This window comes from Sphingomonas sp. G5 (assembly GCF_052660795.1).
This window is the reverse complement of the sequence record NZ_CP109660.1, coordinates 1,461,304-1,484,703: the sequence shown is the minus strand read 5'-3', so window position 1 is coordinate 1,484,703 and position 23,400 is coordinate 1,461,304. Positions and strand designations below refer to the sequence as shown.

The window sequence follows — 23,400 nt, the reverse complement described above, 5'->3', positions numbered from 1 at the left end:
GCGCCGGGCGTCAGCCCCGGCGACCTCGCGCCAGTTCCCACAGCGCCACCGCGCTCGCGGCGGCGACGTTGAGCGAGTCCACTCCCCCGGCCATCGGGATCGTCACGACCGTGTCGGCGGCGGCCAGCGCGCCGCGGCTCAGGCCGTCGCCCTCGGCCCCGAGCAGCAGGGCGACGCGCTCGTGCCCGGCAGCAGAGAAGGCATCGAGTGTCACCGCGTCGTCCGAAAGGGCCAGCGCGGCGAGGTGAAATCCGGCCTCGTGCAAGAGCGGCGCGGCCTCCGACCACTCGGGCAGCCGCGTCCACGGCACCTGGAACACCGTTCCCATGCTCACGCGAACGCTGCGGCGATAGAGCGGGTCGGCGCACCGGGGCGTGACGAGCACGGCATCCGCTCCGAGAGCCGCCGCCGAACGGAACGCCGCACCGATGTTGGTGTGGTCGACGATGTCTTCGAGCACGACGACGAGCCGCGCGTCGCGGACGACCTCCTCGACGGATGCCAGGGCCGGACGATGCATCGACGCCAGCAGGCCCCGGTGCACGGTGTATCCCGTGACCCGCTCGGCGATCTCGGCCGGGACGACGTAGACGTCTGCGTCATCCCCGACCAGTGCGAGGGCATCGGCGAGGAACTTCTCCTGCACGAGGACCGAGCGGGGTCGGTGCCCCGCGCGGAGTGCGCGGTCGAGCACCTTCGACGACTCGGCGATGTACAGCCCGCCCGCGGGCTCCGACACCCGCCGCAGCGACACGTCGGTGAGGTCGCGATAGTCGGCGAGACGAGGGTCGTCGGCGGTTTCGAGGGGAATGACGGGCATCGTCCCATCGTGCCAGCACACTCCGGCCCGGTGCGGCCCGGTCCCCCGGTCGAGTGTCCGAGCACACCGCTCCCCCGTCCTCCCGCGCGGAGTGTCGTGACCACGCGGCCGGCGCGGCGGCGCCCCGAGCGTTGAGTGTCCAGAACACCCGGGCGTTTCAAAAAAGCGTCCGGGTTTCTTGGACACTCAACGAGAGCACGGAGCGGTTGCGGGCCGCGGGAGCGGTGGCGGGCGCGTGAGCGTGGGAACGCAGGGGCGCGACGGGATGCCGGACCCCGGCCCTCACGCCACGTGCAGCGCGCGCCCTCCGGCGATCACCAGGGCCCGCTCGGGCTGGCGGACGAGCGCGTCCAGGGGGTTCTCGGCATCCACCAGGACGATGTCGGCGCGCGCCCCCTCGACGAGGTCGTGCACCTCTCGGCCCACGGCCCACGCGCCCGCGCTGGTCGCGAGCCGCACGACGCGGAGCAGGTCATGGTCGTGCACCAGGCCGCCGGCGCGGGCGTACTGCCAGGCGATACCGAGCGTGTCGCCGGTTCCGAAGGGACTCCACAGATCCCGGATGCCGTCGGTGCCGAGACCCAACCGGACGCCGGCCGCGTCGAGTTCGGCGAGGGGCAGCTGAGCGAGGCGCAGAGGCGCGACGGTGGTCATCGAGACCCCGGCCTCGCCCATCGCCGCGAGCAGGTCGCGGCGGCGAGCAGGTTCGAGCTGGGCGACGGCGAACCCGTGGGCGATGTTCACCCGGCCGCCCAGGCCGAGGCGCTGTGTGCGCTCCACGAGCAGCTCGATCTGGAACGCGCCGAGCTCGGCCGCGTCGTGCAGGTGGATGTCGAGGCCGACGCCGGTGTCGGCGGCGAGCGCGGTGAGGGCGTCGATCTGGCCGACGGGGTCGCGGTCGATCGAGGCGGGGTCGAGACCGCCGATCGCGGTGACGCTCTCACGGCCCGCGGCCTCGCGCAGCAGCTCGAGCACGCCGGGGCGACGCAGCACCCCGTCCTGCGGGAACGCGACGATCTGCACGTCGAGAGCGCCCCCGTAGGCCGCCGCAGCTTCTTCGACCGCCTCGATCCCGCGCAGCCCCACGCCGTCATCGACGTCGACGTGCGTGCGGATCGCCGTGGTGCCGTGGCGCACGAGCTCGCGCAGCACGAACGCGGACCGCTCGAGGGAGGGGATGCCGAGCGCGTCGCGCTGTTCCCGCTCGTGGCGGATGCGCCCCTCGGTCGATCCCTCGCCGCCGTACGGCTGCCAGGGCAGTCCCCACCAGGATTTGTCGACGTGCGCGTGGGCGTTCACAATGCCCGGCAGGGCGAGCAGACCGCGCCCGTCGAACTCGCGGATGCCGATCGGCTCGGTGGCGGCGGGAGTGATCGCGGTGATGCGTCCCTCGTCGATGGCGATGTCCACGAGGTCGCCGCCCCACGGCCGCACGCGGCGGAGAGAGGTGACGTCGAGCATGGCGGGCCGGGGGAAGGAGCTCATCCCCCCAGTATCGGCGCCGTGGCTCTCCGTACGACGGGGGTGTGCGGCGCCGGGCGCGTCGGGTACGCGGTTGCTGGCGTAGCGAGGATCCGCGCCGGGTGCGCGACGTCGTTCGCGGGTGATGACGGGAGCCGCCCGTCTCGGCGCAGCGGTCGCGGGGGCTCGCGGCGCGAGCCGGTGTCGGCGCCCCGCCATAGACTCGAACGGACGGAGGTGCGCATGATCGACACGACGGAGGAGGCCGGGTTCTCGGCATCCATCGATCGCGCCGTCGACGTCCTCGCGGGTCGCAAGATCGCCGTGCTGACGGGGGCGGGCGTGTCGACCGACTCGGGTATCCCCGACTACCGCGGCAAGGGGGCACCCACACGCACGCCGATGACGGCGCAGCAGTTCCTCTCGAGCGCCGACGCCCGTCGCCGCTACTGGGTGGGCAGTCACCTGGGCTGGAAGGTGTTCGCGGCCGCGCAGCCGAACGACGGCCACCGTGCCCTCGCCGACCTCGAGTCCGCGGGAGTCGCGAACGGCGTCATCACGCAGAACGTCGACGGTCTGCACGTGCGGGCGGGCAGCGGCCGGGTGGTCGAGCTGCACGGCACCATGCGCCGGGTCGGCTGCCTGCAGTGCGGGCAGGTGTTCGACCGCCGCGATCTGGCGAAGCGCGTCGAAGCCGATAACCCGTGGATCTCGCTGCCCGAGAACGTCGAGCTGGGCCCCGACGGTGACGTGACCCCGGCGTCGGCCGACGGGTTCGTCGTCCCGGTGTGCTCGGTGTGCGGGGGCACGCTCAAGCCCGACGTCGTGTTCTTCGGCGAGTTCATCCCGGTCGAGAAGTTCCGCGAGGCCGAGCAGCTGGTCCATGCGAGCGAGGCTCTGGTCATCGCCGGTTCGTCGCTCGTGGTCAACTCCGGCATCCGACTGGTCGAGCGGGCGCGGCGCAGGCGCCTCCCGGTGGTCATCGTCAACCGCGGAGAGACCCGCGCCGACCAGCGAGCGGCGGTCAAGATCGACGGCGGCACGACGCACGTGCTGCGCGCCCTCGCCGACCGGCTGCCGGCTCTGCTCTGAGGCTCGGCTCCTCTCGCGCAGCGACCTCCCGGCGAACGGCGACGCTGTGATCGCGCGACGACACCGCAGCCGCACGCGCCCGCCGGGAGAGGCGTCCCGCGCCATCCGGTGCCGCGCCCACCGCCGTCACCGCTCCCGCGTGAAGCCCACTGCTCCGCCGTCGAGGAACGCCCGGTGCGCCCCGCGCACGGTCATGCCGGTGAGACGCTCGATCGCGGAGGTCGCCCCGGGGCGCAGCTCGTCGTGGCGGCGCACGAAGACCTCGTGGGCGCGGGGGGCGTTCCACCCCGTGGGCAGCAGGTCGGCCGGCAGGTCGGGATCGGTGAAGGGGAAGCGGCGGTAGTCGTCGGTGAGGCGCACGCGAGCCACCAGGGCATCGTCGTGGGTCCCGCCGTCGACCGGGCTGTCGTGCTGCGCCACGAACCTGCCGTACAGCGCGTCGAGCGCGTCGAGGTCCCACCCGCGTGCGGCGATCGATCGGTCGTGGTCGAGGTCGCCGCTGCGGCTGAGGAACACGTCGGAGCTCACGCCGTTTGTCTCCATCAGATCGCGCGCCGCGGCCATGCGGTCGCCGGGTGCGACCCAGATCGCGGGTTGCAGCTGCCCGAAGCCCAGCCAGGTGAGCTGTTTGCGCACCTCGTCGCGGGCCGAGCGGTCGCTCGCGCGCGTCGCGATGAGCGTCCATTGGCCGTCCCACTCGCCGGATACGTGCCGGAAGATGCGTTCGCGTCCCTCGTCGAGCAGCTGCCAGGCCTTGGGCGAGAGCACGTAGGTGGTCAGGCGACCGTCACGGCGGGTCTCGAACCACCCCTCGGCCCGCAGGCGCGACATCACCACGCGGGTGGTGGCCGGTTCGACCTCGAAGAGCTGGAGTACGTCGCTGAGTCCGCGCAGCGGAGCCTCGCCGTCGCCGCAGTAACGGAAGTAGTCCCCGAAGAGCGTGAAGACGAGAGAGCGGGGGCGCATGCGAGAACGTTACCCGACCATTATGTAACGAAGTGCTGGCGTCGAACGTTTTTATGTTGCATACTCGTTGCGTCGTGACGGTTCGACATTCTCAGCGAGGAGGCTGACATGCGTATCGCAATCATCGGAGGCGGCCCGGGCGGGCTGCTCTTCGCCGCCCTGGCCGCGCGGAACATCCCCGGGGCTCACGTCGACCTGTTCGAGCGCAATCGCGCCGACGAGGCCTTCGGCTTCGGCGTCGTCTTCTCGAACGCGACGCAGAGCGGAGTGGATGCCGCCGACTCGGCGCTGCGCGAGACCCTCGACGCGTCGGGGGTGCGGTGGGACGCCATCCGCGTCACCGCGAAGGGCGAGACCATGACCTTCGCCGGCAACGGCATGGGCGCCGTGCTGCGCAAAGATCTGCTCGCCGCCCTCCAGCAGCGGGCCGTCGCCGCCGGGGCGCATCTGCACTTCTCCGCCCCGCGATGCATCGACGAACTCGGCGACTACGACGTGATCGTGGCCGCCGACGGAGCGAACTCGCAGACGCGCGCCGCGATCGGCGACGACACCCTGGGGGTGACGTACGAGACGGCCGCGGCGAAGTTCATCTGGTTCGCCACCGACGCCCCCTTCGAGGGCCTGACGTTCCTGCACACCCACGCCGAGGGTCTTCCCGACGACGTCGCCGGCGTCTTCGCGGCGCACGCCTATCCGATCGGCGGCGGCCTGTCGACCTTCATCGTCGAGACCGACGAAGACACCTGGCGCGCCGCCGGTCTCGACGCCTTCGCCCCCGCCACTCCCCCGGGCCCGAGCGACGAGCACAGCCAGCACCGGCTCGAGCAGATCTTCGCCCCCCTCATCGGCGGCGCACGCCTCATCGGCAACAACTCCCGGTGGGGCAACTTCCGCACCATCCGCGCGCGCAGCTGGCACCGCGGCAACGTCGCTCTGCTCGGTGACGCCGTGCACACCGCGCACTTCTCGGTCGGCAGCGGCACGAAGATGTCGCTCGAAGACGCCATCGCCCTCGCCGACGCTCTCGCGGCGCACCCCGACGACGTCGAGGCCGCGTTCCTGGCGTACGAGGGCGTGCGGCAGCCGCAGGTCGCCCGCATTCAGGGCGCGGCGCGGCCGAGCCTGTCCTGGTGGGAGAACTTCGGGACGTACTTCCACGCGTTCGAGCCCTGGCAGTTCGGTTTCCACTTCTTCTCGCGCGCCCTCCCCGCGGCCAAAATCGCGCGCCGCGACCCGGATGCCGTGGACCGTGCCCTGCGACAGTGGCAGAACAGGCACGGCGCCCCGCCCCTCGAGTCGGCGGTGACGGGGCTCCTCGACAGACGTGTGCTCGACCGCGACCAGCTGCCCCCGGTCGTGACGGTCGCGGCGGGCGACGGCATCCGTCCCGACGACGCCGTGCGCGAGGCCCTCGCCGGTCACGCCGACGCCTCGGCCGTGCTCGTCACGGGCGGCAGCGCGCTCGATCGCCAGCTCACCGCCGAGGCCGCTCGCCTGCGACACGGCGTGGCGGCGATCATCGACGAGCCCGAATGCGACGAGGATCGCGCCATGACCCTTGTGCTCTCGGGCCGCGCGGATGCGGTGCTGCGATGAAGACGCGCGAGGGGACGACGCCCTGGCCCGCCGACGTCGCCGCGCGGTACCGCGCCGAGGGGCTGTGGCAGGGCCGCACGCTCGGTGACGCGTTCGCCGAAGCCGCACACGTGCACGCCGACCGGGTCGCTCTCGTCGACGACGAGGTCTCCCTGACCTACACCGAGCTGCACGACCGGGTCGAGGCGTGCGCGGCGCGCCTGATCGATCTGGGCCTCGTCCCCGACGATCGCGTCGTCGTGCAGCTGCCGAACCACTGGACGTTCGTCGTTCTGACGGTCGCGTGCCTGCGGGCCGGGATCGTGCCGGTCATGGCGCTGCCCGCCCACCGCGAGCACGAGTTGCGACACCTGGTCTCGGCATCCGAGGCCGTCGCGCTCGTCACTCCCGACATCCTGCGCGACTTCGATCACTTGGCGCTCGGCCGCGCTCTGCGGGCGTCGAGCCCGACCGTGCGGCACCTGATCGTGCTGAGCGACGATGACGACGCTCCCGACGCCGTCAGCCTCAGGGCCCTGTGCACACCGTCCGACGACTCGATCCGCGGTCGGGCGCTGCCGAGGCCGGATGCCGCCGACGTCGCCGTGTTCCTGCTCTCGGGCGGCACGACGGGCCTTCCCAAGCTCATCGCCCGCACGCACGACGACTACCTCTGCAACATCGTCCTGACCTCGCCGCCCTCGGCGGTCGATCGCGACACGGTATACCTCGCGACGCTGCCCATGGGACACAACTTCCCGCTCGCGTGCCCCGGCATCCTGGGCACCCTGCTCGCCGGCGGCACTGTCGTGCCGTTGGGTTCTCCGCGGCCCGAGCGCGCATTCGCGGCCATCGAGCGGCACAGGGTCACCCACACCGCCGCGGTGCCCGCGGTGGTCGCCTCGTGGCTCGATCACGCCGGCGCCGTGGGGTTCGACGCACTCGGGAGCCTGCGCGTGCTGCAGGTGGGCGGAGCGCGCCTCGCCGACGAACTGGCCGAGCGCGTCGTGCGGGGGCTGCCGGGCACGCTGCAGCAGGTGTTCGGCATGGCCGAGGGGCTCATCAACGTCACGCGGCTCGACGATCCGGTCGAGGTCGTCGTCGGTACGCAGGGGCGTCCCGTGTCGCCCCGCGACGAGCTCCGCGTGGTCGACGAGACGAGCGGGCTCGACGTCGCCCCGGGCGCACCCGGCGTGCTGCTCACCCGAGGCCCCTACACGCCGCGCGGGTACTACGACGCTCCGGAGACGAACGCGCGCTCCTTCACCCCCGACGGCTACTACATCACCGGCGACATCGTGCGCCGGCGTCCCGACGGGAACCTCGTCGTCGAGGGACGCAGTAAAGACATGATCAACCGCGGCGGCGAGAACATCTCGGCCGAAGAGGTCGAGAACCTCGCTTACGCCCTGGCGGGGGTGCGCCTCGCCGCGGCGGTGGCCATGCCGCACGACACCCTGGGTGAGACGGTGTGCCTGTTCGCCGTGCTGTCCGACGGACACGACCTCGATCTCGGCGCGGTGAGGGCGCACTTCGACGCCTGTGGCGTCGCGGCGTTCAAACGCCCCGACCACCTCGTGACGGTGACCGAGCTGCCGTTGACGAAGGTCGGCAAGATCGACAAAAAGGCCCTTCGCGAACGTCTCGTCGCCGAGCGGTCCGCCGAGCTCACCGCATCCTGACCCGGAAGGAACGTTCGATGTTCATCGACGCCGCGGGGCTCTCCCCCGCCGACACGTACCGCCTGCTGGTCGGATCGGTCGTGCCTCGCCCGATCGCGTGGGTGACGAGCGGGCGGGAGCCCGTGAACCTCGCCCCGTTCAGTTCGTTCACCTGGGTGAGCCAGCATCCCGCGATGCTGGGCTTCACTGTCAACAAGCGCGCGAACGGCCGCAAGGACACCGTGCGCAACATCGAGGAGCAGGGCGAGTTCGTGGTGAACATCGCCGACGAGGCGATGCTCGAAGCGCTGCACGCGAGTTCGGAATGGATGCCGCCGGAGGTCGGCGAGGCCGACCGCCTGGGTCTCGCACTCGCGGAGTCGCGCATCATCGGCATCCCGGGCCTGGCCGACGCCCCCGTGCGCATGGAGTGCCGTTACCACTCAACGACCGCATTCAGCCCGACGGGCGGCGAGTTCGTCGTCGGCACGGTGGTCGCCTGGTCGATCCGCGACGACGTCGTGCGGCTCGGCTCGACCGGTGCGGCCAGCATCGACACCGAGCTGCTGCGGCCGATCGGCCGTCTCGCCGGCCCGCGGTACACCCCGCTCGGCGAGGTGGTCGAGCTGCCGCCGGTTCCAGGCGGGTGAAATACTCCACGCGTGAGACCCCGTGGGGTCTGCACGGGGCCCCGTGAGACGTCGACTCACCCCGGCTCGGTGCGGAGCGCATCAGCGTCGGACGACCTCAGGTGTCCGAGATCGAGCACGGCGATCTCGAGAACACGAAGGTCCGCACGATCCGGGGACACCCGGGGCCGACGGCGGCAGCTTCGTCATCGAGGACGTCACGGGCGACGCCCGAGCGCAGGTCACAGAGTTCGCCGTGGGCCCCGCGCGCGCCGTCCCGCAGTTCCGCTCGGGTGACATCCGCCTGCGAGTCGCGTCGCCCGACACGGAGCACGTCCGCGAGCGGTCGCGACGGCGCGCCCTCAGAACCAGCGCGCGATCGCCGGCAGCTTTCCACCGCCCACGACCCGCAGCCGCCGCGCACCGCGGCCGGCGAGCCAGCGCGCAAGGTCTGCCGCGGCGCCCTCGACCACGGGGCCGCCCTCGCCGTACTCCCCCGGTGCGGCGTCTCGGTCGGTGGCCCGCAGCACCACCGCGCCGGGCTCGCTGCGGCGCGTCCAGGCGCGCAGCACGTCGGCGATGATGCCGTCGACCATCTCGGGCGGGAAGTCGAGGAACGAGCCGCCATTGTCGAGGTCGACCGTGTGCACCCACACTTCCTTGGCGCGCATCCACGCCGTCTCGCGCGCGGGCACCGTGCGTCCCTGCGCGGTGACGACCTCGGCATCCCACTGCGCGTCGGTGAGATCACGCCACTCGACGTCGAGGTGCACGGCGGCGTGGTCGACGAGGTGGCGCAGCGCGCGGGTCGGCAGGGTCGCGCCGAGCACGATCTCGTCCCACCGCTGCGTGTCGGAGGCGTACATGCGGTTCTCCACGCCCGTCCGCGCCCATTCGACGAGTCGGGCGACGGCACGGGCGTTGTAGCCGACATGCGCCACGAGGTGACGACGCGTCCATCCGGGCAGCAGGCTCGGCGCGTCGAGGTCGGCGTCGTCGAGCTGCATGAGCCGCCGGGCGAAGTACGCGGTGCCCCGGCGCGCGAGATCGAGGTGCGCGTGCGGGGCGGCGTCGGCGTCGTAGCGCGCGCCCGCCCCCTGCCGCTCGCGCAGGGCGAGCTGCTCGGGGCTCAGCGGGGCGCCGCTCACGGCTCTTCCGGGACGAATCGGTTGGTCAACGTCCCGATCCCGTCGATCGCGACCTCGACCACGCTTCCCGATGCCAGATACTCGCGGGGTTCGCGGGCGTGCCCGACGCCGCCGGGGGTTCCGGTGAGGATGACGTCACCGGGGCGCAGGGTCGTGATGGTCGAGACGTACCGCACGAGGTCGACGGGGCCGTGGACCAGGTCGTGGATGTCGCCGACCTGCTTCTGCACGCCGTCGACGGTCGTGGTCATCCGGGCGTCAGAGGGAATCTCCTCGGGGGTGGCGAGCACCGGCCCGAGCGGCGTCGAGCGCTCCCATGTCTTGCCCTGCAGCCATTCGCGGGTGCGGAATTGCCAATCGCGCATCGAGACGTCGTTCGCGATGGTGTAGCCGGCGATCGCGTCTTCGGCCTCCTCGTCCGACGCACGGCGCACGGTGGCGCCGATGACGACCGCGAGCTCGCCCTCCCAGTCGATCTCGGGGCTCTCCGGCGGCAGGGCGATCTCTTCACCGGCCGCGGCGAGGGTGTCGGCGAACTTCGCGAACAGCACCGGATACTCGGGCAGCTCGCGCTTCATCTCCAGGATGTGGGCGCGGTAGTTCAGACCGACGCACACGATCTTGCTCGGTGCCACGATCACGGGCGCGTAGCGCACGGCACCCAGCGCGATGACCGTCCCCTCCAGCGACGCCACCGCCGATGGAGCCCCGGCGCGCAGCACGGCTCCGACGTCGGCGAACCCCTCCAGCACGACAGCGCGATCGCCCTCGACACGGGCGGCGGCGGTGTCACCGTTCCACAGGATGGTGCAGAGCTTCATGGACGATTCCCCTCGACGACTCCGGCATACGGAGCGATTACACCGACGGCCGGGAGAGTTGTGCGGAGCGTCATCGCCGCCTCCCCCCGTCGCGGGCCGTTCGCCCGGTGTGAATCGGAGGGGTTTCTGCGCAGGGTCATCGGTCGGTCTCCTCTTCGAACTCGCGGTACAGTCCCAGCCCCTCGAAGATCGGGGTGTCGCTGAAGTGGAACAGGTCGAGGCGCGTTTCGGCCTGAACGCGGAAGCGGCACCAGCTGGGCACGACGAAGATGTCGCCGTGCTCGACGGTGTGCTCGGTGTCGCCGAGCAGGACCCGTCCGGTGCCGTCGAACACCTGGTAGACGTTGGAGCCGACCTCCTGTCGCACCGGCGTCGAAGCCCCCTCGCGCAGGCGGTGAAACTGCGCGCGGATGGTGGGCATGACGTCTCCCCCGGTGGTGGGGTTCGCGAAGCGCACGGCGGCGTGACCGGGACCGACGGTGGCCGGCATCCCCTCGTTCTCGAGCAACAGCTGGTCGGTCAGGGCGGCGTCGGTGTGCTCCCAGCGGTAAGCGCCGATCGGGCTCGACACGGTACGACGCAGGCCGGCCAGCGGCAAGAGGCCCGGATGCGCCCACAGGCGTTCCGAGCGGGAGTAGTTGGGGGTCGCCTCGTCGGTGACCCTCTCGGAACCGAACTCGAAGAACCCCGAGTCCATCTGGTACGCGAAGGGGATGTCGAGGCCGTCGATCCACGTCATCGACTCGTCGGTCTCGTTGTGGTGCCCGTGGAAGTGCCAGCCCGGGGTGAGCAGGAAGTCGCCGCGGCTCATCCGCACCGGATCGCCGTTGACGACGGTCCAGACGCCCTCGCCGGAGGTCACGAAGCGGAAGGCGTTCTGCGAGTGCCGGTGCTCGGGTGCCGTTTCGCGGGGGCCGAGTTGCTGGATCGCCGCCCACAGCGTCGGCGAGATGTAGGCGCGTCCGCCCATTCCGGGGTTGGCCAGACCGATCGCACGGCGCTCTCCGCCGCGCCCGACGGGCACAAGATCGCCGGCGCGCTCGGCCAGGGGCTGCAGGGCACTCCACCGCCAGACCCACGGCAGGGCCTTGGGCTGCGGGGTCTGCGGCATGAGGTCGTCGAGCTGCGTCCACAGGGGAATGAGGTGTTGCTCGTCGAATCCTCGGTACAGGGCGCGCAGTTCGGGGGTGTCCTCGGGCTGCATCGCGTTCTCGACCGGGGTGATGGTCTCGCTCATCGGTCCTCCTCGACGTCGGCGTGGTTCCAGGTTGCATTACTTCGCTTCGTTGCGCAACGCACTTTTGTCACACGTTTCGATGAGGCGAGACATTTTCCTTGCGCAAGACGCGAATCTGTTACACCATGTCGCCACGGGATGCCGCGGCACGGCGCCACGGCCCCGGTGAGAGCATCGACGCCGATCTGCAAGGAGGCAGAGCATGTCCGAACTCGAGCACCACGCGACCACTTCGTCCGATGGCACTCCCATCTCGTACTTCCGCCGCGGCCGGGGGCCCGCGCTCGTGGTGACGCACGGGAGCATCGCGACGAAGGAGCAGTGGATCCCCGTCAGCGAAGCGCTCGCCGAGCACGTCACGCTCTACGTGTACGACCGACGCGGCCGCGGCGGCACCGGGGATGCCGGTGACTACTCCCTCGCCCACGAGGTCGCCGACATCGCCGCGATGAGGGAGGTCGCCGGCCCGGGAGCACACCTCCTGGGCCACTCGTTCGGCGCCCTCGCCACCCTCGCCTACGCGCGCGAGCACGGCCTCGGCGGCGGCACCCTCCTCGCCTACGAGCCTCCGCTCGCCGTGCAGGGCCCCGTCGCGGGCGACCGCCTCGCCGGTTACCGAGAACTCGTGGATGCCGGTGACCTCGACGCCGCCCTCGAGTACGCGCTCGTGAATTTCGTGCGCGTGCCCGCCGAGGCGATCCCGTTCATCCGCGAGACACCGCTGTGGGGCGCCAGCGTGCCCCTGACCCCCACGTGGGTGCGCGAGCTCGCCGAGATCGACGCCCTCGGCAGCGACCTCGCGCCCTACGCCGAGATCGACGACCCGACCCACCTCATCGCGGGCACGGCGACCACGTCGTTCCTGTATCAGTCCGCTCACGATCTGGCGAACATCATCCCCGGCGCGGGCATCACCGACATCGAGGGCGCCGATCACTTCGCGCACCTCGCCGATCCGCGGGGCTTCACCCGCGTCGTGGTCGACGCGCTCGATACCGCCGCGGTCGTTCGGTAGCCCCCGCCCCCGGACCGGCCCCCGGCGCGCGCCCCGACCGCGCCGGGGGCCCCGCGAGTCGGGGCGGTTCCGCCGTCCATCGGACCGCTCGGGCGCCCGGAGCCTGCGCGCGCGGCACGAGGGGCGGGCGGTCGGTACAGGCGGCGGGATGCGCACCCCACCCCCGGGTTAGGCTCGAACGGTGACGATCCTGACTCTGGTGCGACATGGCGAGACCGCGTGGAACTACGAGGGGCGGATCCAGGGCTCGACCGACATCCCCCTGAACGACACCGGTCGTCTGCAGGCGCGGGGCATCGCCGACACGCTCGCCGCCGAGTACGCGGGGCGCGACGTCATCGTCGTGTCGAGCGACCTGGGTCGTGCCGCCGAGACCGCCGACATCATCGCCGCGGCCCTGGGCACCACCGTGTCGCGCCGTTTGCCCGGATTGCAGGAGCGCTCGTACGGCGACGCCGAGGGGATGGACGCCCCGACCTTCTACCGGACCTACGGCCCGTGGCACGCGGCCGACGTCCCCGGCGCCGAGACCTGGCCGGTGGTGCGCGAGCGCGCCCTCACCGCGATCGCCGAGGCCGTGGCATCCGCTCCCGTGGGCGTCGACGTGATCGCCGTCGCCCACGGCGCACTCATCCGCGAGGTCATCATGTTCGCCACCGACGGGGAGTTCCCGCGCGAGGGCGAGCGCCTGCCGAACTGCTCGGCGACGACGTTCCGCCTCGAAGGCGACCGCTGGGAGATGCTGGCCTACGCCGGCGTCGCGAGCTGAGATCCCCGTCTCCGCACACACCGGGCGTCGCGCGAGAACCTGAGGGGTCTCCTCACGACGTCGCGCGTGCCACCACCGACCGTGCGTGCCGCAGGATCGGCTCGTCGATCATGCGTCCCTCGTAACGGAACACGCCCCGTTCCCCCTCCGCCGCGTCGAGCACTCCCCGCGCCCAGGCGACGAGGTGCGCGCTCGGGGCGTACGCCTCGCGGATCGTCGCGACCTGCCCCGGGTGGATGCACGCCGTGGCGGCGAAACCGGATGCCGCGGCATCCCGAGCCTCCGCGGAGAGCCCCTCCAGGTCGGCGATGTCGACGTGCACGGCGTCGATGGCCCGCTTGCCGAAAGCCCCCGCCGCCAGCAGTACGCGCGCCCGCGCCAGGCGCGCGACGTCGCGGTAGCCCCCGTCGTCGCGGCGGCTCGAGGTGCCGCCCAGGCTTGCGACCAGATCCTCCGCGCCCCACATGAGAGCCACGACCTGCGGGAGCGCCGCGAGCTGCTCGGCGTGGACGATCCCCCGTGCCGTCTCGCACAGGGCGATCACCTCGAACCGCTCGAGCAGACCGAGGGATGCCGGGTCCTCGGCCTTGGCGACCATCACGCGTCGCACCCGGGTGTGCGCGAGGGCGGCCAGGTCGTGCCCGAAGTCCGGCGTCCGCGGCCCGTTCACCCGCACGATCACGCGCTCGGGGTCGGGGTCGGCGGCGATCATCGCGTCGCGGGCCGAGGACTTGGCGTCCGCGGACACGGCGTCTTCGAGGTCGAGAATCGCGGCATCCGCCCGCTCGAGGGCTTTCGACAGCCGTTCGGGCCGGTCGGCGGGGACGAACAACAACGCGGGGCCGAGGGTGAACGCGCGGGTCGCCTCGCTCACGCCCGCCCCTCCAGCGCCCACACCAGCACCGTCCGCGTGGCGGTCGCCACGACCTCGCCGTTCTGCGAGCACCCGGTATGAGCCATGACCACGACGCCCTGACCCGGACGGGATGCCGAAGAACGCAGCGACACGATCTCGGTCTCGGCGGTGAGGGTGTCACCGACGAACAGCGGCGCGGGGAAGCTCACGTCGGTGAGCCCCAGTTGCGCGACGAGCGTGCCCTGCGTCAGCTGCGCGACGGAGAGGCCGACGAGGGTCGACAGCGTCCACATCGAGTTGACGAGGGGTCGACCGAAGGGCTGGGTCGCGGCGTACGCGGCATCCAGGTGCAGTGCCTGTGCGTTCATCGTGAGGGTCGTGAACACCACGTTGTCGGCATCCGTCACGGTCCGGCCGGGGCGATGCGCGTACCTCTCACCGACGACGAACTCCTCCAGGTACAGGCCGCGCTGCTCGATCATGCGGCAACGGTACCCGTGAGCCCCAGCGCGCGCGAGATCACCATGAGCTGCACCTCGGTGGTGCCCTCGCCGATCTCGAGGATCTTCGAGTCGCGGTAGTGACGGGCCACGGGGTACTCGTTGATGAAGCCGTTGCCGCCGAACACCTGTGTCGCGTCGCGCGCGTTGGCCATGGCGGCATCGCTCGCCGTGATCTTGGCGACGGCGGCGTCGACCGTGAAGGGCTTGCCGGCGTCGCACAGGCGCGCGGCGTGCACCCACGCCAGGCGGGCGGTGTGCACGCGGGCGTGCATGCGGGCGAGCAGGAACTGCATGTTCTGCCGGGTGGACAGGCGTTCCCCGAACACCGTGCGGCTGCGGGCGTAGTCGACGGCCGCTTCGAGGCATCCCTCTGCGGCTCCCGTGGCGAGGGCGGCGATCGCGACGCGGCCCTCGTCGAGCGTGCGGAGGAAGTTCTTGAACCCGTGCCCGCGCTGACCGAGCAGGTTCGCCTCGGGCACCCGCACGCCGTCGAACGTGAGGGGGTGCGTGTCGGAGGCGTTCCAGCCGACCTTGTCGTAGGCGGGGCCGACGGTGAAGCCGGGTGTGCCGTTGGGCACGATGATCGTCGAGATCTCGGGGCGCTCGTTCGTGCGGCCGGTCACGGCGGTGACGGTGACGAACCGGGTGATGTCGGTGCCGGAGTTGGTGATGAACTGCTTCGACCCGTCGATCACCCACTCGCCCCCCTCTAGTCGCGCGGTGGTGCGGGTGGCGCCCGCATCGCTGCCCGCCTCGGCCTCGGTGAGTCCGAATCCGGCGAGAGAGCGACCCGCCACGAGGTCGGGCAGGTACTCGGCCTTCTGCGCGTCGGTGCCGTAGCGGTAGATGGGCATGGCGCCCAGGCCCACCCCCGCTTCGAGGGTGATCGCCATCGACTGGTCGACGCGCGCGACGCCCTCGATCGCGACGCACAGACTCGCGTAATCGCCGCCCTGCCCGCCGACCTCCTCGGGGAACGGCAGGCCGAAGAGCCCGAGCTCCCCCATCTGCTCGACGAGATCGAGGGGCAGCTCGTGCGCGCGGTCGGCTTCATACGAGCGCGGCGCGATGACCTCGTCGGCGAACTCGCGCACCATCGCGCTCAGTTCGCGCTCGTCGTCGGTGAAGGCCTGCTGGCTGTCGATGCTCACGGGAGGGTCTCCTTGTGGGAAGAAGCGGGGTGGGATGCCGGGATGCCAGCGGAATCGCGGGACGGGGGAATCTCAGGGCTCACCGTCGCGACCACCGCGTCTCGCGCGACCTGCGCGCCCGCGGAGGTGCGCAGCCGCACCGTCCCGGAGTGCGGGGCCACGACCGTGTGCTCCATCTTCATCGCCTCGATGGTGACGAGCCGGGCGCCGGCCTCGACGCTGTCTCCGTCGACGACGTGCACGGCGACGACGGTTCCGGGGAGAGGGGCGACGAGGTCGGGATCGACGGCCCCGGGCGCGCGACCCGCGGCGGTCCGGCGGCGCTGGGCGGCATCTCGCCGCGACACGACTCGCAACCGGTGCGCTCCCCCGTCGGCGTGCACCCAGTACTCCACCGGTCCGCCCGTCACGACCGCCTCTTCGGCGGCACCCGGCGCGATCGCGTGCACCTGCCCGGCGTCGTCTTGCATCGACACCGTGCGAGCCGCCGCCGCTCCCCCGGCCCGCCACGCCCCGACGCGTCCCCAGACGGAGCCGTCGGCCGGGGTCCCGGCATCCGCGGCTCTCTGCGCCACGGCGGCGAGCGCGGCCTGCGACGGTTCCGGAGCCTCCGGAGTCCCCCGCCGATCCAGCAGCCCCGTGTCGAGGTCACCCGCGCGCACCGCCGGGTCGGCCAGCAGGGCGCGCAGATCCGCGATGTTCGTGTCGACGCCGAGCACGACCGTGTCGGCGAGGGCGGCGTCGAGTCGGGCGAGGGCCGTCTCGCGGTCGGGGCCGTGCGCGATCACCTTGGCGATCATCGGGTCGTACAGAGAGCCGATGACACTGCCGGTCTCGACGGCACTGTCGACGCGGGCGGATGCCGGATGCCAGAGGCTCACGGTCCCCGTCGCGGGGAGGTAGCCGCGCGAGGGCGTCTCGGCGTACACGCGCGCTTCGATCGCGTGCCCGTCGAGACGAACTTCGGGCAGGTCGAGCGCGAAGCCCGCGGCCACCCGCAGCTGCTGCTCGACGAGGTCGATACCGGTGACCATCTCGGTCACGGGATGCTCGACCTGCAGGCGCGTGTTCATCTCGATGAAGAAGGGTTCGTCGAGGCGGTCGCCCGCGACGAGGAATTCGACGGTGCCCGCGCCGAGGTATCCGACGCTGCGGGCGGCGGCGACGGCGGCCTCACCCAGCCGTCGGCGGGTGTTTGCGTCGACGACGGGCGAGGGGGCCTCCTCGATCACTTTCTGGTGCCGTCGCTGCAGTGTGCATTCGCGCTCGCCGAGCGAGAGCGTCGTGCCGTGCGCGTCGGCGAGCACCTGCACCTCGATATGCCGCGGGCGTTCCAGCAGACGCTCGAGCAACAGGGTGTCGTCGCCGAAGGCCGCGGCGGCCACGCGGCGGGCGGTGGCGAGCGCGTCGGCGAGATCGTCGGGGCCGGTGGCCACGGTCATGCCCTTGCCGCCTCCGCCCGCGGAGGGCTTCACCAGCAGCGGGTATCCCGCGCGATCCGCCTCGGCGGCGATCTGGTCGTCGCTCAACCCCTCGGCGGAGAACCCCGGGACCGTCGGCACCCCGTGGGCGGCGACGTGCTCCTTCGCGCGGATCTTGTCGCCCATCACCTCGAGTGCCTCGACCCCGGGGCCGACGAAGACGATCCCGGCCGCGGCGCACGCGCGGGCGAAGCCGACGTTCTCGCTGAGGAAGCCGTACCCCGGGTGCACGGCATGCGCCCCCGACGACACCGCGGCGGCGACCACCGCGTCGACGTCGAGATACGACGGCACGCGCAGGGCGTGGTCGGCTTCACGGGCGTGGGGCGCATCGGCATCCGCGTCGGTATGGACGGCGATCGAACGGACGCCGAGACGGCGGAGCGTGCGGAACACCCGGCGCGCGATCTCACCGCGATTGGCGACGAGGACGGACGAGAACATGCGGGGCGGATCGACGCGCGGCGCGACGATGTCGCGGACGGGGCGGTCAGGCATCGCCGTCATCCCCGATCACATCCGGAAGAGGCCGAAGCCCCGGTCGGCGAGCGGCACGCGGCTGACGACGTCGAGCGCGAGCCCGAGCATCGTGCGGGTGTCGACGGGGTCGATCACGCCGTCGTCCCAGAGTCGAGCGGTGGCGTAGTACGGACTGCCCTGCTCCTCGTAGCGTTCGCGGATGGGTTTCTGGAACGCCTCGTCGTCGGCATCCGTCCACTCCTCTCCGCGCGCGGCGCGCTGCTCGCGGGTGACGGTGGAGAGGACGGATGCGGCCTGCGCCCCGCCCATGACCGAGATACGGCTCGAGGGCCAGGTCCATAGGAACCGCGGGTCGTACGCGCGCCCGCACATGGCGTAGTTGCCGGCGCCGTACGATCCGCCGACGAGCACGGTGAGCTTGGGGACGCGGGTGGTCGCGACGGCGGTGACCATCTTGGCGCCGTCTTTCGCGATGCCCCCGGCCTCGGCATCCCTCCCCACCATGAACCCGGTGATGTTCTGCAGGAAGAGCAGGGGGATGCCCCGCTGATCGGCGAGCTCGATGAAGTGCGCGGCCTTGAGCGCCGACTCGCTGAAGAGCACGCCGTCGTTGGCGACGATCGCGACCGGGTGTCCGTGCAGGCGCGCGAAGGTCGTGATGACGCTCTCGCCGTACAGCGCCTTGAACTCGTGCTGGGTGCCGGCGTCGACGAGGGTGTCGATGATCGCGCGCATGTCGACGGGCTGACCGATGTCGGCGGGGACGATGTCGTAGAGCTCGCTCGGGTCGCGCGCGGGCTCGGTGGGCGCCTCGACCTGCCAGACCGGCGCGGGGGTCGGCGGGAGGGTCGCGACGATGTCGCGGACGATCTCGAGCGCGTGCTCGTCGTCGTCGGCGAGGTGGTCGACGACTCCCGAGCGGCGGGCGTGCAGGTCGCCGCCGCCGAGCTGCTCGGCGGTGACGTCTTCGCCGATCGCGGCCTTGACCAGGGGCGGTCCGCCGAGGAACACCGTGCCCTGGTTGCGCACGATCACGCTCTCGTCACTCATGGCGGGGACGTAGGCCCCACCCGCGGTGCACGAGCCCATGACGGCCGCGATCTGCGGAATACCGCGGGCCGACAGCTGCGCCTGGTTGCGGAAGATGCGGCCGAAATGCTCGCGGTCGGGGAACACCTCGTCCTGCAGGGGGAGGAACGCCCCGCCCGAGTCGACCAGGTAGACGCAGGGTAGTCGGTTCTCGAGGGCGATCTCCTGCGCGCGCAGGTGCTTCTTCACCGTGAGGGGGAAGTAGGCGCCGCCCTTCACGGTCGCGTCGTTGGCGAGCACCATCACATGACGCCCGTGGACGAGACCGATCCCCGCGACGACGCCGGCGCCGGGCGCTCCACCGTCGTAGAGCCCGTGGGCGGCGAGCGGGGCGATCTCGAGAAAGGGACTCCCCTCGTCGAGGAGCCGGTCGATCCGGTCTCGTGCGAGGAGCTTGCCGCGGCCCGTGTGGCGATCGCGGGCGGCGTCCGACCCGCCGCGCGCGGCGCGGGCCAGAGTGGCGCGGAGCTCGCTGGCGAGGTCGCGCTGGGTCGGCGCGGCGGCGGGGGTTTCCGTCGCGCGTCCGACCGCTCCTGTCTCGGAGGCCGCGGGCTTCTGCGCGACAGGCGGTGCCGCGTCGGACGCTGTCGCGGTGACCGGTGCTGTGCTCATGGCGGCTCCGTCTCGGCGCCGCATCGTCGACGGCACCGTCGTTCCCGTCGGGGTCGTTCCCGCGGGATGGGGTTTCAGTTAATGTTGACTAACTGAAATGCCAGGCTAGCCCGAGCGGATGCCGATGACAAGAGCGAACGAGAAGCCCACGGCTGCCGTGGACGAGGCACCGACTCACGGGGCGGCTGTGCGCGTCCCCGTCGGCACCGCGCGCGACCGCGCCAAGGCCGATCGCCGCGCGGCCCTGCTCGCCGCCGCGGCGCGCCTGTTCGCCGAGCGCGGCTTCGACGGCGTGACCCTCGGCGACATCGGCGAAGCGGCGGGGGTGAGCGGCCCCGCCGTGTACCGGCACGTCTCGAGCAAGCAGGCGCTGCTCGGCGCGATCCTCGTCGACGTCAGCGCGCGGTTGCTGCAGGGCGGTCGCGCGGTCGGGGGCGGTCGCGCGGTCGGGGACGGTCGCGCGGTCGAGGACGGTCCCGCGGTCGAGGACGGTCCCGCGGTCGAGGACGGTCCCGCGGTCGGGGGCGCTCCCGCGGCGCCGGGCGACGGTCCCGCGCGGCGCCGTGCCGACGCCCCGTCCGCGGCGGGCGAGATCCCCCGCACCGACACGGACGTCCACACCACGGACGATCCGGACACCGTCCTGCGCGCGCTCGTCGACTTCCACGTCGCGTTCGCGCTCGCCGAGGCCGACGTGATCCGCGTGCAGGACCGCGACCTCGACCGCCTCTCCCCCGACGACCGCCGCGCGGTACGCGACCTGCAGAACGCCTACGTGTCGGTGTGGACGGCGGCTCTCGCCGCGAGAGACGGGGATGCCGAATCTCCGGCCGAGCGCCGCGTGCGCGCCCTCGCGTGCTTCGGCCTGATCAACTCGACGCCGCACAGCGTGCGGGGCGTGCCCGCGCCCCGTGTCCGCCTCACCCTCATCCGCATGGCCCTGGCAGCGCTGACGGCCTGAGCCACGGCATCCGCTCTGCCTCCGGACGCCGACCTCCACCGAGCTCGAGTGTCCACGAAACCCGGACACCCTCGGCACCCCGCCCGGGTGTTGTGGACACTCAACCAACAAGCACCCGCCCACACCCCACGCGAGCGTGCACGACACGCCGGACGCAGCGCGGGGCTCACGGCGTGCCTTGGACACACGACACGCCCGTTCCCGCCGGGGCATCTCACCCCGCCTACCGAGCTCGAGTGTCCACGAAACCCGGACACCCCCGGCACCCCGCCCGGGTGTTCTGGACACTCAACGCGCCCGTCCCACCCTCGGCACCCTGCCCGGGCGTTCTGGACACTCAACGCGCCCGTCCCACCCCCGGCACCCCACCCCGCGCGCCAGCCTCGAGTGTCCACGAAACCCGGACACCCCCGGCACCCCGCCCGGGTGTCCTGGACACTCAACGAAGACACGTGCAACCCGCGCGCGCGGGAGGTGCCGAGGGCGACCACTCCCCCGGCACCCGGTCGGCGGGTCCGGGCCGAAGCCCGCACCGACGACTCAGCGCAGCAGCATCGCGCGCCCGGGCTCGCGCAGCACTCCGGCGACGTCGGTGAGGAAGCGCGCCGCCTCGGCCCCGTCGACAAGCCGGTGGTCGAACGAGAGGCTGAGCGTGAGCACGTCGCGTAGCGCGATCTCGCCGTGATGCTCCCACGGTGTGCGCCGCAGGGCTCCGACGGCGAGGATCCCGGCCTCTCCCGGATTGAGGATGGGGGTGCCGGCATCCACTCCGAACACGCCCACGTTGGTGATCGAGAACGTGCCACCGGCCATCGCGGCGGGGGCGGTGCGCCCGGCGCGAGCGGTGGCGGCGAGGTCGGCGATCGCGTCGGCGAGGTCGACGAGGTCGAGGGCGTCGGCGTCGGGGATGACGGGAACCACGAGACCTCGATCGGTGGCGGCGGCGATCCCGAGGTTCACGTAGTGGTGCTCGACGATCTCGCCCGCCGCCTCGTCCCACTTCGCGTTGAGCGCGGGAGTGCGCCCGAGGGCGAGGCACACGGCCTTCGCGACGATCGCCAGCAGCCCGATCCTGTGTCCGTCGAGGGCGCGGTCGGTCTTGAGGGATGCCAGCAGCTCGGTCGTCGCGGTCACATCCAGCGTGAGGAAGGTCGTCGCGTGCGGAGCGGTGAACGCGCTCTGCACCATCGCCGCCGCCGTGTGCTTGCGCACCCCGCGGATCGGCGTGCGCGTGATGCGGTCGCCGGTCGGCGGGGCGGGGACGCTCGCGGGCGCGGCCGAGGGGGCCGGGTGTGCAGCCGTGACACGGGCGATGTACTCCTCGACGTGCGCGCGCGTGATCGTCTCGCCGGGATGGGCGGCCGCGACCAGGACGAGGTCGATGCCGTGATCTTTCGCGAGTTTGCGCACCGGCGGCGTGGACCGCGGACGCTCGACCGGAAGGTCGATGGGGCCCGTGCGCACGATGTCGTGCGGGGCTGCCTCGCGCACGGCGTGGTCGGTGTCGAGCGCGACGGGTGCGACCCCGCGCGCACGGCGACGCGGGCGACTGCCCGAGGTCGGCGCGGCGCCGTAGCCGACGAGGTTCGGCGTCGCGCGCCCGGACGCCCCCGCCTCCGGTGCCGTCGTGCGGAGATCGTCCGCGACACGCCGTTCTGCGAGGTGCGGCGGCGGCACGTCGGCTCTCGACTGCGCGGGACGGTCGGCCGCGCCGATCGCCGTTTCCGCGGACTCGGCCGCCCGACTCTCGGCCGGCGCGTGTCCCGCGGGCGCCGCGGTGCCGGCATCCGCCCCCTCCACCGCGAACGACACGAGGGGCGAGCCGACCTCGACGACGTCTCCGGCCGCCGCGTGCAGCCCCTGCACGGTGCCCGCGTAGGGCGAGGGGATCTCGACGATCGCCTTGGCCGTCTCGACCTCGGCGATCGTCTGGTTGAGGGTGACGGTGTCGCCCTCCGACACGTGCCACTGCACGATCTCGGCCTCGGGGAGCCCCTCGCCCAGGTCGGGAAGCCGGAATTCGGTGATCATCGCACGACCTCCGATCCGGTGTTCCGCTCGAGCACGCGATCCACCGCGTGCAGGATCCGATCCAGATCCGGCACGTGGTGCTTCTCGAGCTTCGCGGGCGGATACGGGATGTCGTGCCCGGTCACGCGCTGCGGCGGTGTCTCGAGGTAGGGGAAGCACTGCTCGGTGATGCTCGCAACGAGTTCCGCCCCGACCCCCGCCTCGCGTGCGGCCTCGTGCGTGACCACGACACGCCCGGTCTTGCGGACGGATGCCGCGACCGTGTTCATGTCGATCGGCGAGAGCGAGCGCAGGTCGATGACCTCGAGCGAGACGCCCTCGTCCTCCGCGGCGAGCGCGGCGTCGAGAGCCGTACGCACCTGAGCGCCGTAGGTGACGATCGTCGCGTCGGTGCCCTCTCGGGCGACGCGGGCGAGGTGCATCGGCGGGGCGTCGGCCAGGTCGGCATCCAGATCGACCTCGCCCTTGGAGTGGTACAGGCGCTTCGGCTCGAAGAAGACGACCGGGTCGTCGGAGGCGATCGCCTGCTGCAGCATGACGTACGCGTCCTGCGGGTTCGACGCCGCGACCACGCGCAGCCCCGCGGTGTGCACGAAGTACGCCTCGGGCGACTCGGAGTGGTGCTCGGCCGCGCCCACGCCCCCGGCCCACGGGATGCGGATGACGAGCGGCATCCGGATCCGCCCGTTGCTGCGGTAGTGCAGTTTCGCGACCTGGCAGACGATCTGGTCGAATGCCGGGTAGACGAACCCGTCGAACTGGATCTCGACGACGGGCCGGTAGCCGCGCAGGGCGAGGCCGACCGCGGTGCCGACGATGCCGGCCTCGGCGAGCGGGGTGTCGACGACGCGCTGGGCTCCGAACCGCTGCTGCAGACCGTCGGTCACGCGGAAGACACCGCCGAGCTTGCCGATGTCCTCGCCCATGAGGAGGACTCTGTCGTCTCCTTCGAGGGCGCGCGAGAGGCCCGCGTTGATCGCGGAGCCGAGGGTGAGAGTGCTCATCGCGAGGCCTCCTTCTCGTCGTTCTCGTGCGCCCG

Annotated in this window: 20 protein-coding genes; 7 read left to right on the top strand and 13 right to left on the bottom strand. The window is 72.1% G+C overall.

Annotated elements, in window-relative coordinates; all coding sequences use genetic code 11:
* Nucleotides 1-10 precede the first annotated feature (10 nt).
* Together NE358_RS07160 and NE358_RS07155 are read right to left on the bottom strand one after the other, a co-directional pair.
* Entirely contained in the window at nucleotides 11-820 is an 810-nt protein-coding gene (locus tag NE358_RS07160; RefSeq protein ID WP_103209715.1) for a TrmH family RNA methyltransferase, read from the bottom strand.
* A 282-nt stretch (nucleotides 821-1,102) separates the two neighbouring features.
* Nucleotides 1,103-2,305, bottom strand: coding sequence for an amidohydrolase family protein (locus NE358_RS07155; RefSeq protein WP_289942471.1), 1,203 nt, complete (start codon nucleotides 2,303-2,305; stop codon nucleotides 1,103-1,105).
* Nucleotides 2,306-2,524: 219 nt separating this feature from the next.
* Between NE358_RS07155 and NE358_RS07150 the strand changes: the two genes are divergently transcribed.
* A complete protein-coding gene (locus NE358_RS07150) occupies nucleotides 2,525-3,373 on the top strand; it encodes a Sir2 family NAD-dependent protein deacetylase (RefSeq protein ID WP_289942470.1) in 849 nt (282 codons plus the stop codon).
* A 126-nt stretch (nucleotides 3,374-3,499) separates the two neighbouring features.
* Here NE358_RS07150 and NE358_RS07145 read toward each other — a convergent pair whose 3' ends face one another.
* Nucleotides 3,500-4,339 carry a PaaX family transcriptional regulator gene (locus tag NE358_RS07145; protein WP_289942469.1) on the bottom strand — a complete coding sequence of 280 codons (840 nt, stop codon included), beginning with the start codon at nucleotides 4,337-4,339 and terminating at the stop codon, nucleotides 3,500-3,502.
* A gap of 108 nt (nucleotides 4,340-4,447) precedes the next feature.
* Here NE358_RS07145 and NE358_RS07140 point away from each other — a divergent pair, with 108 nt between their 5' ends.
* From NE358_RS07140 to NE358_RS07130, 3 genes are read left to right on the top strand one after another with little or no spacing between them, the layout of a single operon-like run.
* Nucleotides 4,448-5,938: an FAD-dependent monooxygenase gene (locus tag NE358_RS07140; protein ID WP_289942468.1), complete on the top strand. Its 1,491-nt coding sequence runs from the start codon at nucleotides 4,448-4,450 to the stop codon at nucleotides 5,936-5,938.
* Nucleotides 5,935-7,599, top strand: a complete 1,665-nt coding sequence (locus NE358_RS07135) for a (2,3-dihydroxybenzoyl)adenylate synthase (RefSeq protein ID WP_289942467.1) — start codon at nucleotides 5,935-5,937, stop codon at nucleotides 7,597-7,599. The genes NE358_RS07140 and NE358_RS07135 overlap by 4 nt, the downstream gene beginning before the upstream one ends.
* Before the next feature lie 17 nt (nucleotides 7,600-7,616).
* Complete coding sequence (locus tag NE358_RS07130; RefSeq protein ID WP_103209728.1) at nucleotides 7,617-8,228, top strand: flavin reductase family protein; 612 nt, start codon at nucleotides 7,617-7,619, stop codon at nucleotides 8,226-8,228.
* Nucleotides 8,229-8,569: 341 nt separating this feature from the next.
* Here NE358_RS07130 and NE358_RS07125 read toward each other — a convergent pair whose 3' ends face one another.
* The 3 genes from NE358_RS07125 to NE358_RS07115 form a co-directional block, all read right to left on the bottom strand.
* The gene (locus tag NE358_RS07125) at nucleotides 8,570-9,355 is read right to left on the bottom strand and encodes a maleylpyruvate isomerase family mycothiol-dependent enzyme (protein WP_289942466.1); all 786 of its coding nucleotides are present in this window, start codon (nucleotides 9,353-9,355) and stop codon (nucleotides 8,570-8,572) included.
* On the bottom strand, nucleotides 9,352-10,176 hold the full coding sequence (locus NE358_RS07120) for a fumarylacetoacetate hydrolase family protein (protein WP_289942465.1): 825 nt from the start codon (nucleotides 10,174-10,176) through the stop codon (nucleotides 9,352-9,354). The genes NE358_RS07125 and NE358_RS07120 overlap by 4 nt, the downstream gene beginning before the upstream one ends.
* Nucleotides 10,177-10,312: 136 nt before the next feature.
* The gene (locus tag NE358_RS07115; RefSeq protein ID WP_103209733.1) at nucleotides 10,313-11,413 is read right to left on the bottom strand and encodes a cupin domain-containing protein; all 1,101 of its coding nucleotides are present in this window, start codon (nucleotides 11,411-11,413) and stop codon (nucleotides 10,313-10,315) included.
* Nucleotides 11,414-11,615: 202 nt separating this feature from the next.
* On the opposite strand from NE358_RS07115, the gene NE358_RS07110 reads away from it, so the two are divergent.
* Nucleotides 11,616-12,428, top strand: coding sequence for an alpha/beta fold hydrolase (locus NE358_RS07110; RefSeq protein WP_289942464.1), 813 nt, complete (start codon nucleotides 11,616-11,618; stop codon nucleotides 12,426-12,428).
* 181 nt (nucleotides 12,429-12,609) lie between these two features.
* A complete protein-coding gene (locus tag NE358_RS07105; RefSeq protein WP_289942463.1) occupies nucleotides 12,610-13,197 on the top strand; it encodes a histidine phosphatase family protein in 588 nt (195 codons plus the stop codon).
* A 52-nt stretch (nucleotides 13,198-13,249) separates the two neighbouring features.
* Here the strand turns inward: NE358_RS07105 and NE358_RS07100 are convergent, their stop codons facing one another.
* From NE358_RS07100 to NE358_RS07080, 5 genes are read right to left on the bottom strand one after another with little or no spacing between them, the layout of a single operon-like run.
* Nucleotides 13,250-14,071, bottom strand: coding sequence for an HpcH/HpaI aldolase/citrate lyase family protein (locus NE358_RS07100; protein WP_289942462.1), 822 nt, complete (start codon nucleotides 14,069-14,071; stop codon nucleotides 13,250-13,252).
* Nucleotides 14,068-14,535 (bottom strand): MaoC family dehydratase, encoded by a 468-nt coding sequence (locus NE358_RS07095; protein WP_289942461.1) that lies wholly within the window; start codon nucleotides 14,533-14,535, stop codon nucleotides 14,068-14,070. Before NE358_RS07095 ends, NE358_RS07100 begins: the two co-directional genes overlap by 4 nt.
* Nucleotides 14,532-15,707: an acyl-CoA dehydrogenase family protein gene (locus tag NE358_RS07090; RefSeq protein ID WP_289942460.1), complete on the bottom strand. Its 1,176-nt coding sequence runs from the start codon at nucleotides 15,705-15,707 to the stop codon at nucleotides 14,532-14,534. The genes NE358_RS07095 and NE358_RS07090 overlap by 4 nt, the downstream gene beginning before the upstream one ends.
* Entirely contained in the window at nucleotides 15,704-17,686 is a 1,983-nt protein-coding gene (locus NE358_RS07085; RefSeq protein ID WP_289942459.1) for an acetyl/propionyl/methylcrotonyl-CoA carboxylase subunit alpha, read from the bottom strand. Before NE358_RS07085 ends, NE358_RS07090 begins: the two co-directional genes overlap by 4 nt.
* 15 nt (nucleotides 17,687-17,701) lie before the next feature.
* Nucleotides 17,702-19,369, bottom strand: a complete 1,668-nt coding sequence (locus NE358_RS07080) for a carboxyl transferase domain-containing protein (protein ID WP_289942458.1) — start codon at nucleotides 19,367-19,369, stop codon at nucleotides 17,702-17,704.
* 124 nt (nucleotides 19,370-19,493) lie between these two features.
* Here NE358_RS07080 and NE358_RS07075 point away from each other — a divergent pair, with 124 nt between their 5' ends.
* Nucleotides 19,494-20,330, top strand: coding sequence for a TetR/AcrR family transcriptional regulator (locus tag NE358_RS07075; RefSeq protein WP_289942457.1), 837 nt, complete (start codon nucleotides 19,494-19,496; stop codon nucleotides 20,328-20,330).
* Between the two features lie 540 nt (nucleotides 20,331-20,870).
* Here NE358_RS07075 and NE358_RS07070 read toward each other — a convergent pair.
* Both NE358_RS07070 and NE358_RS07065 read right to left on the bottom strand, forming a co-directional pair.
* Nucleotides 20,871-22,361 (bottom strand): dihydrolipoamide acetyltransferase family protein, encoded by a 1,491-nt coding sequence (locus NE358_RS07070; RefSeq protein WP_289942456.1) that lies wholly within the window; start codon nucleotides 22,359-22,361, stop codon nucleotides 20,871-20,873.
* On the bottom strand, nucleotides 22,358-23,365 hold the full coding sequence (locus NE358_RS07065; RefSeq protein ID WP_141376858.1) for an alpha-ketoacid dehydrogenase subunit beta: 1,008 nt from the start codon (nucleotides 23,363-23,365) through the stop codon (nucleotides 22,358-22,360). Before NE358_RS07065 ends, NE358_RS07070 begins: the two co-directional genes overlap by 4 nt.
* Between the last annotated feature and the right edge of the window lie 35 nt (nucleotides 23,366-23,400).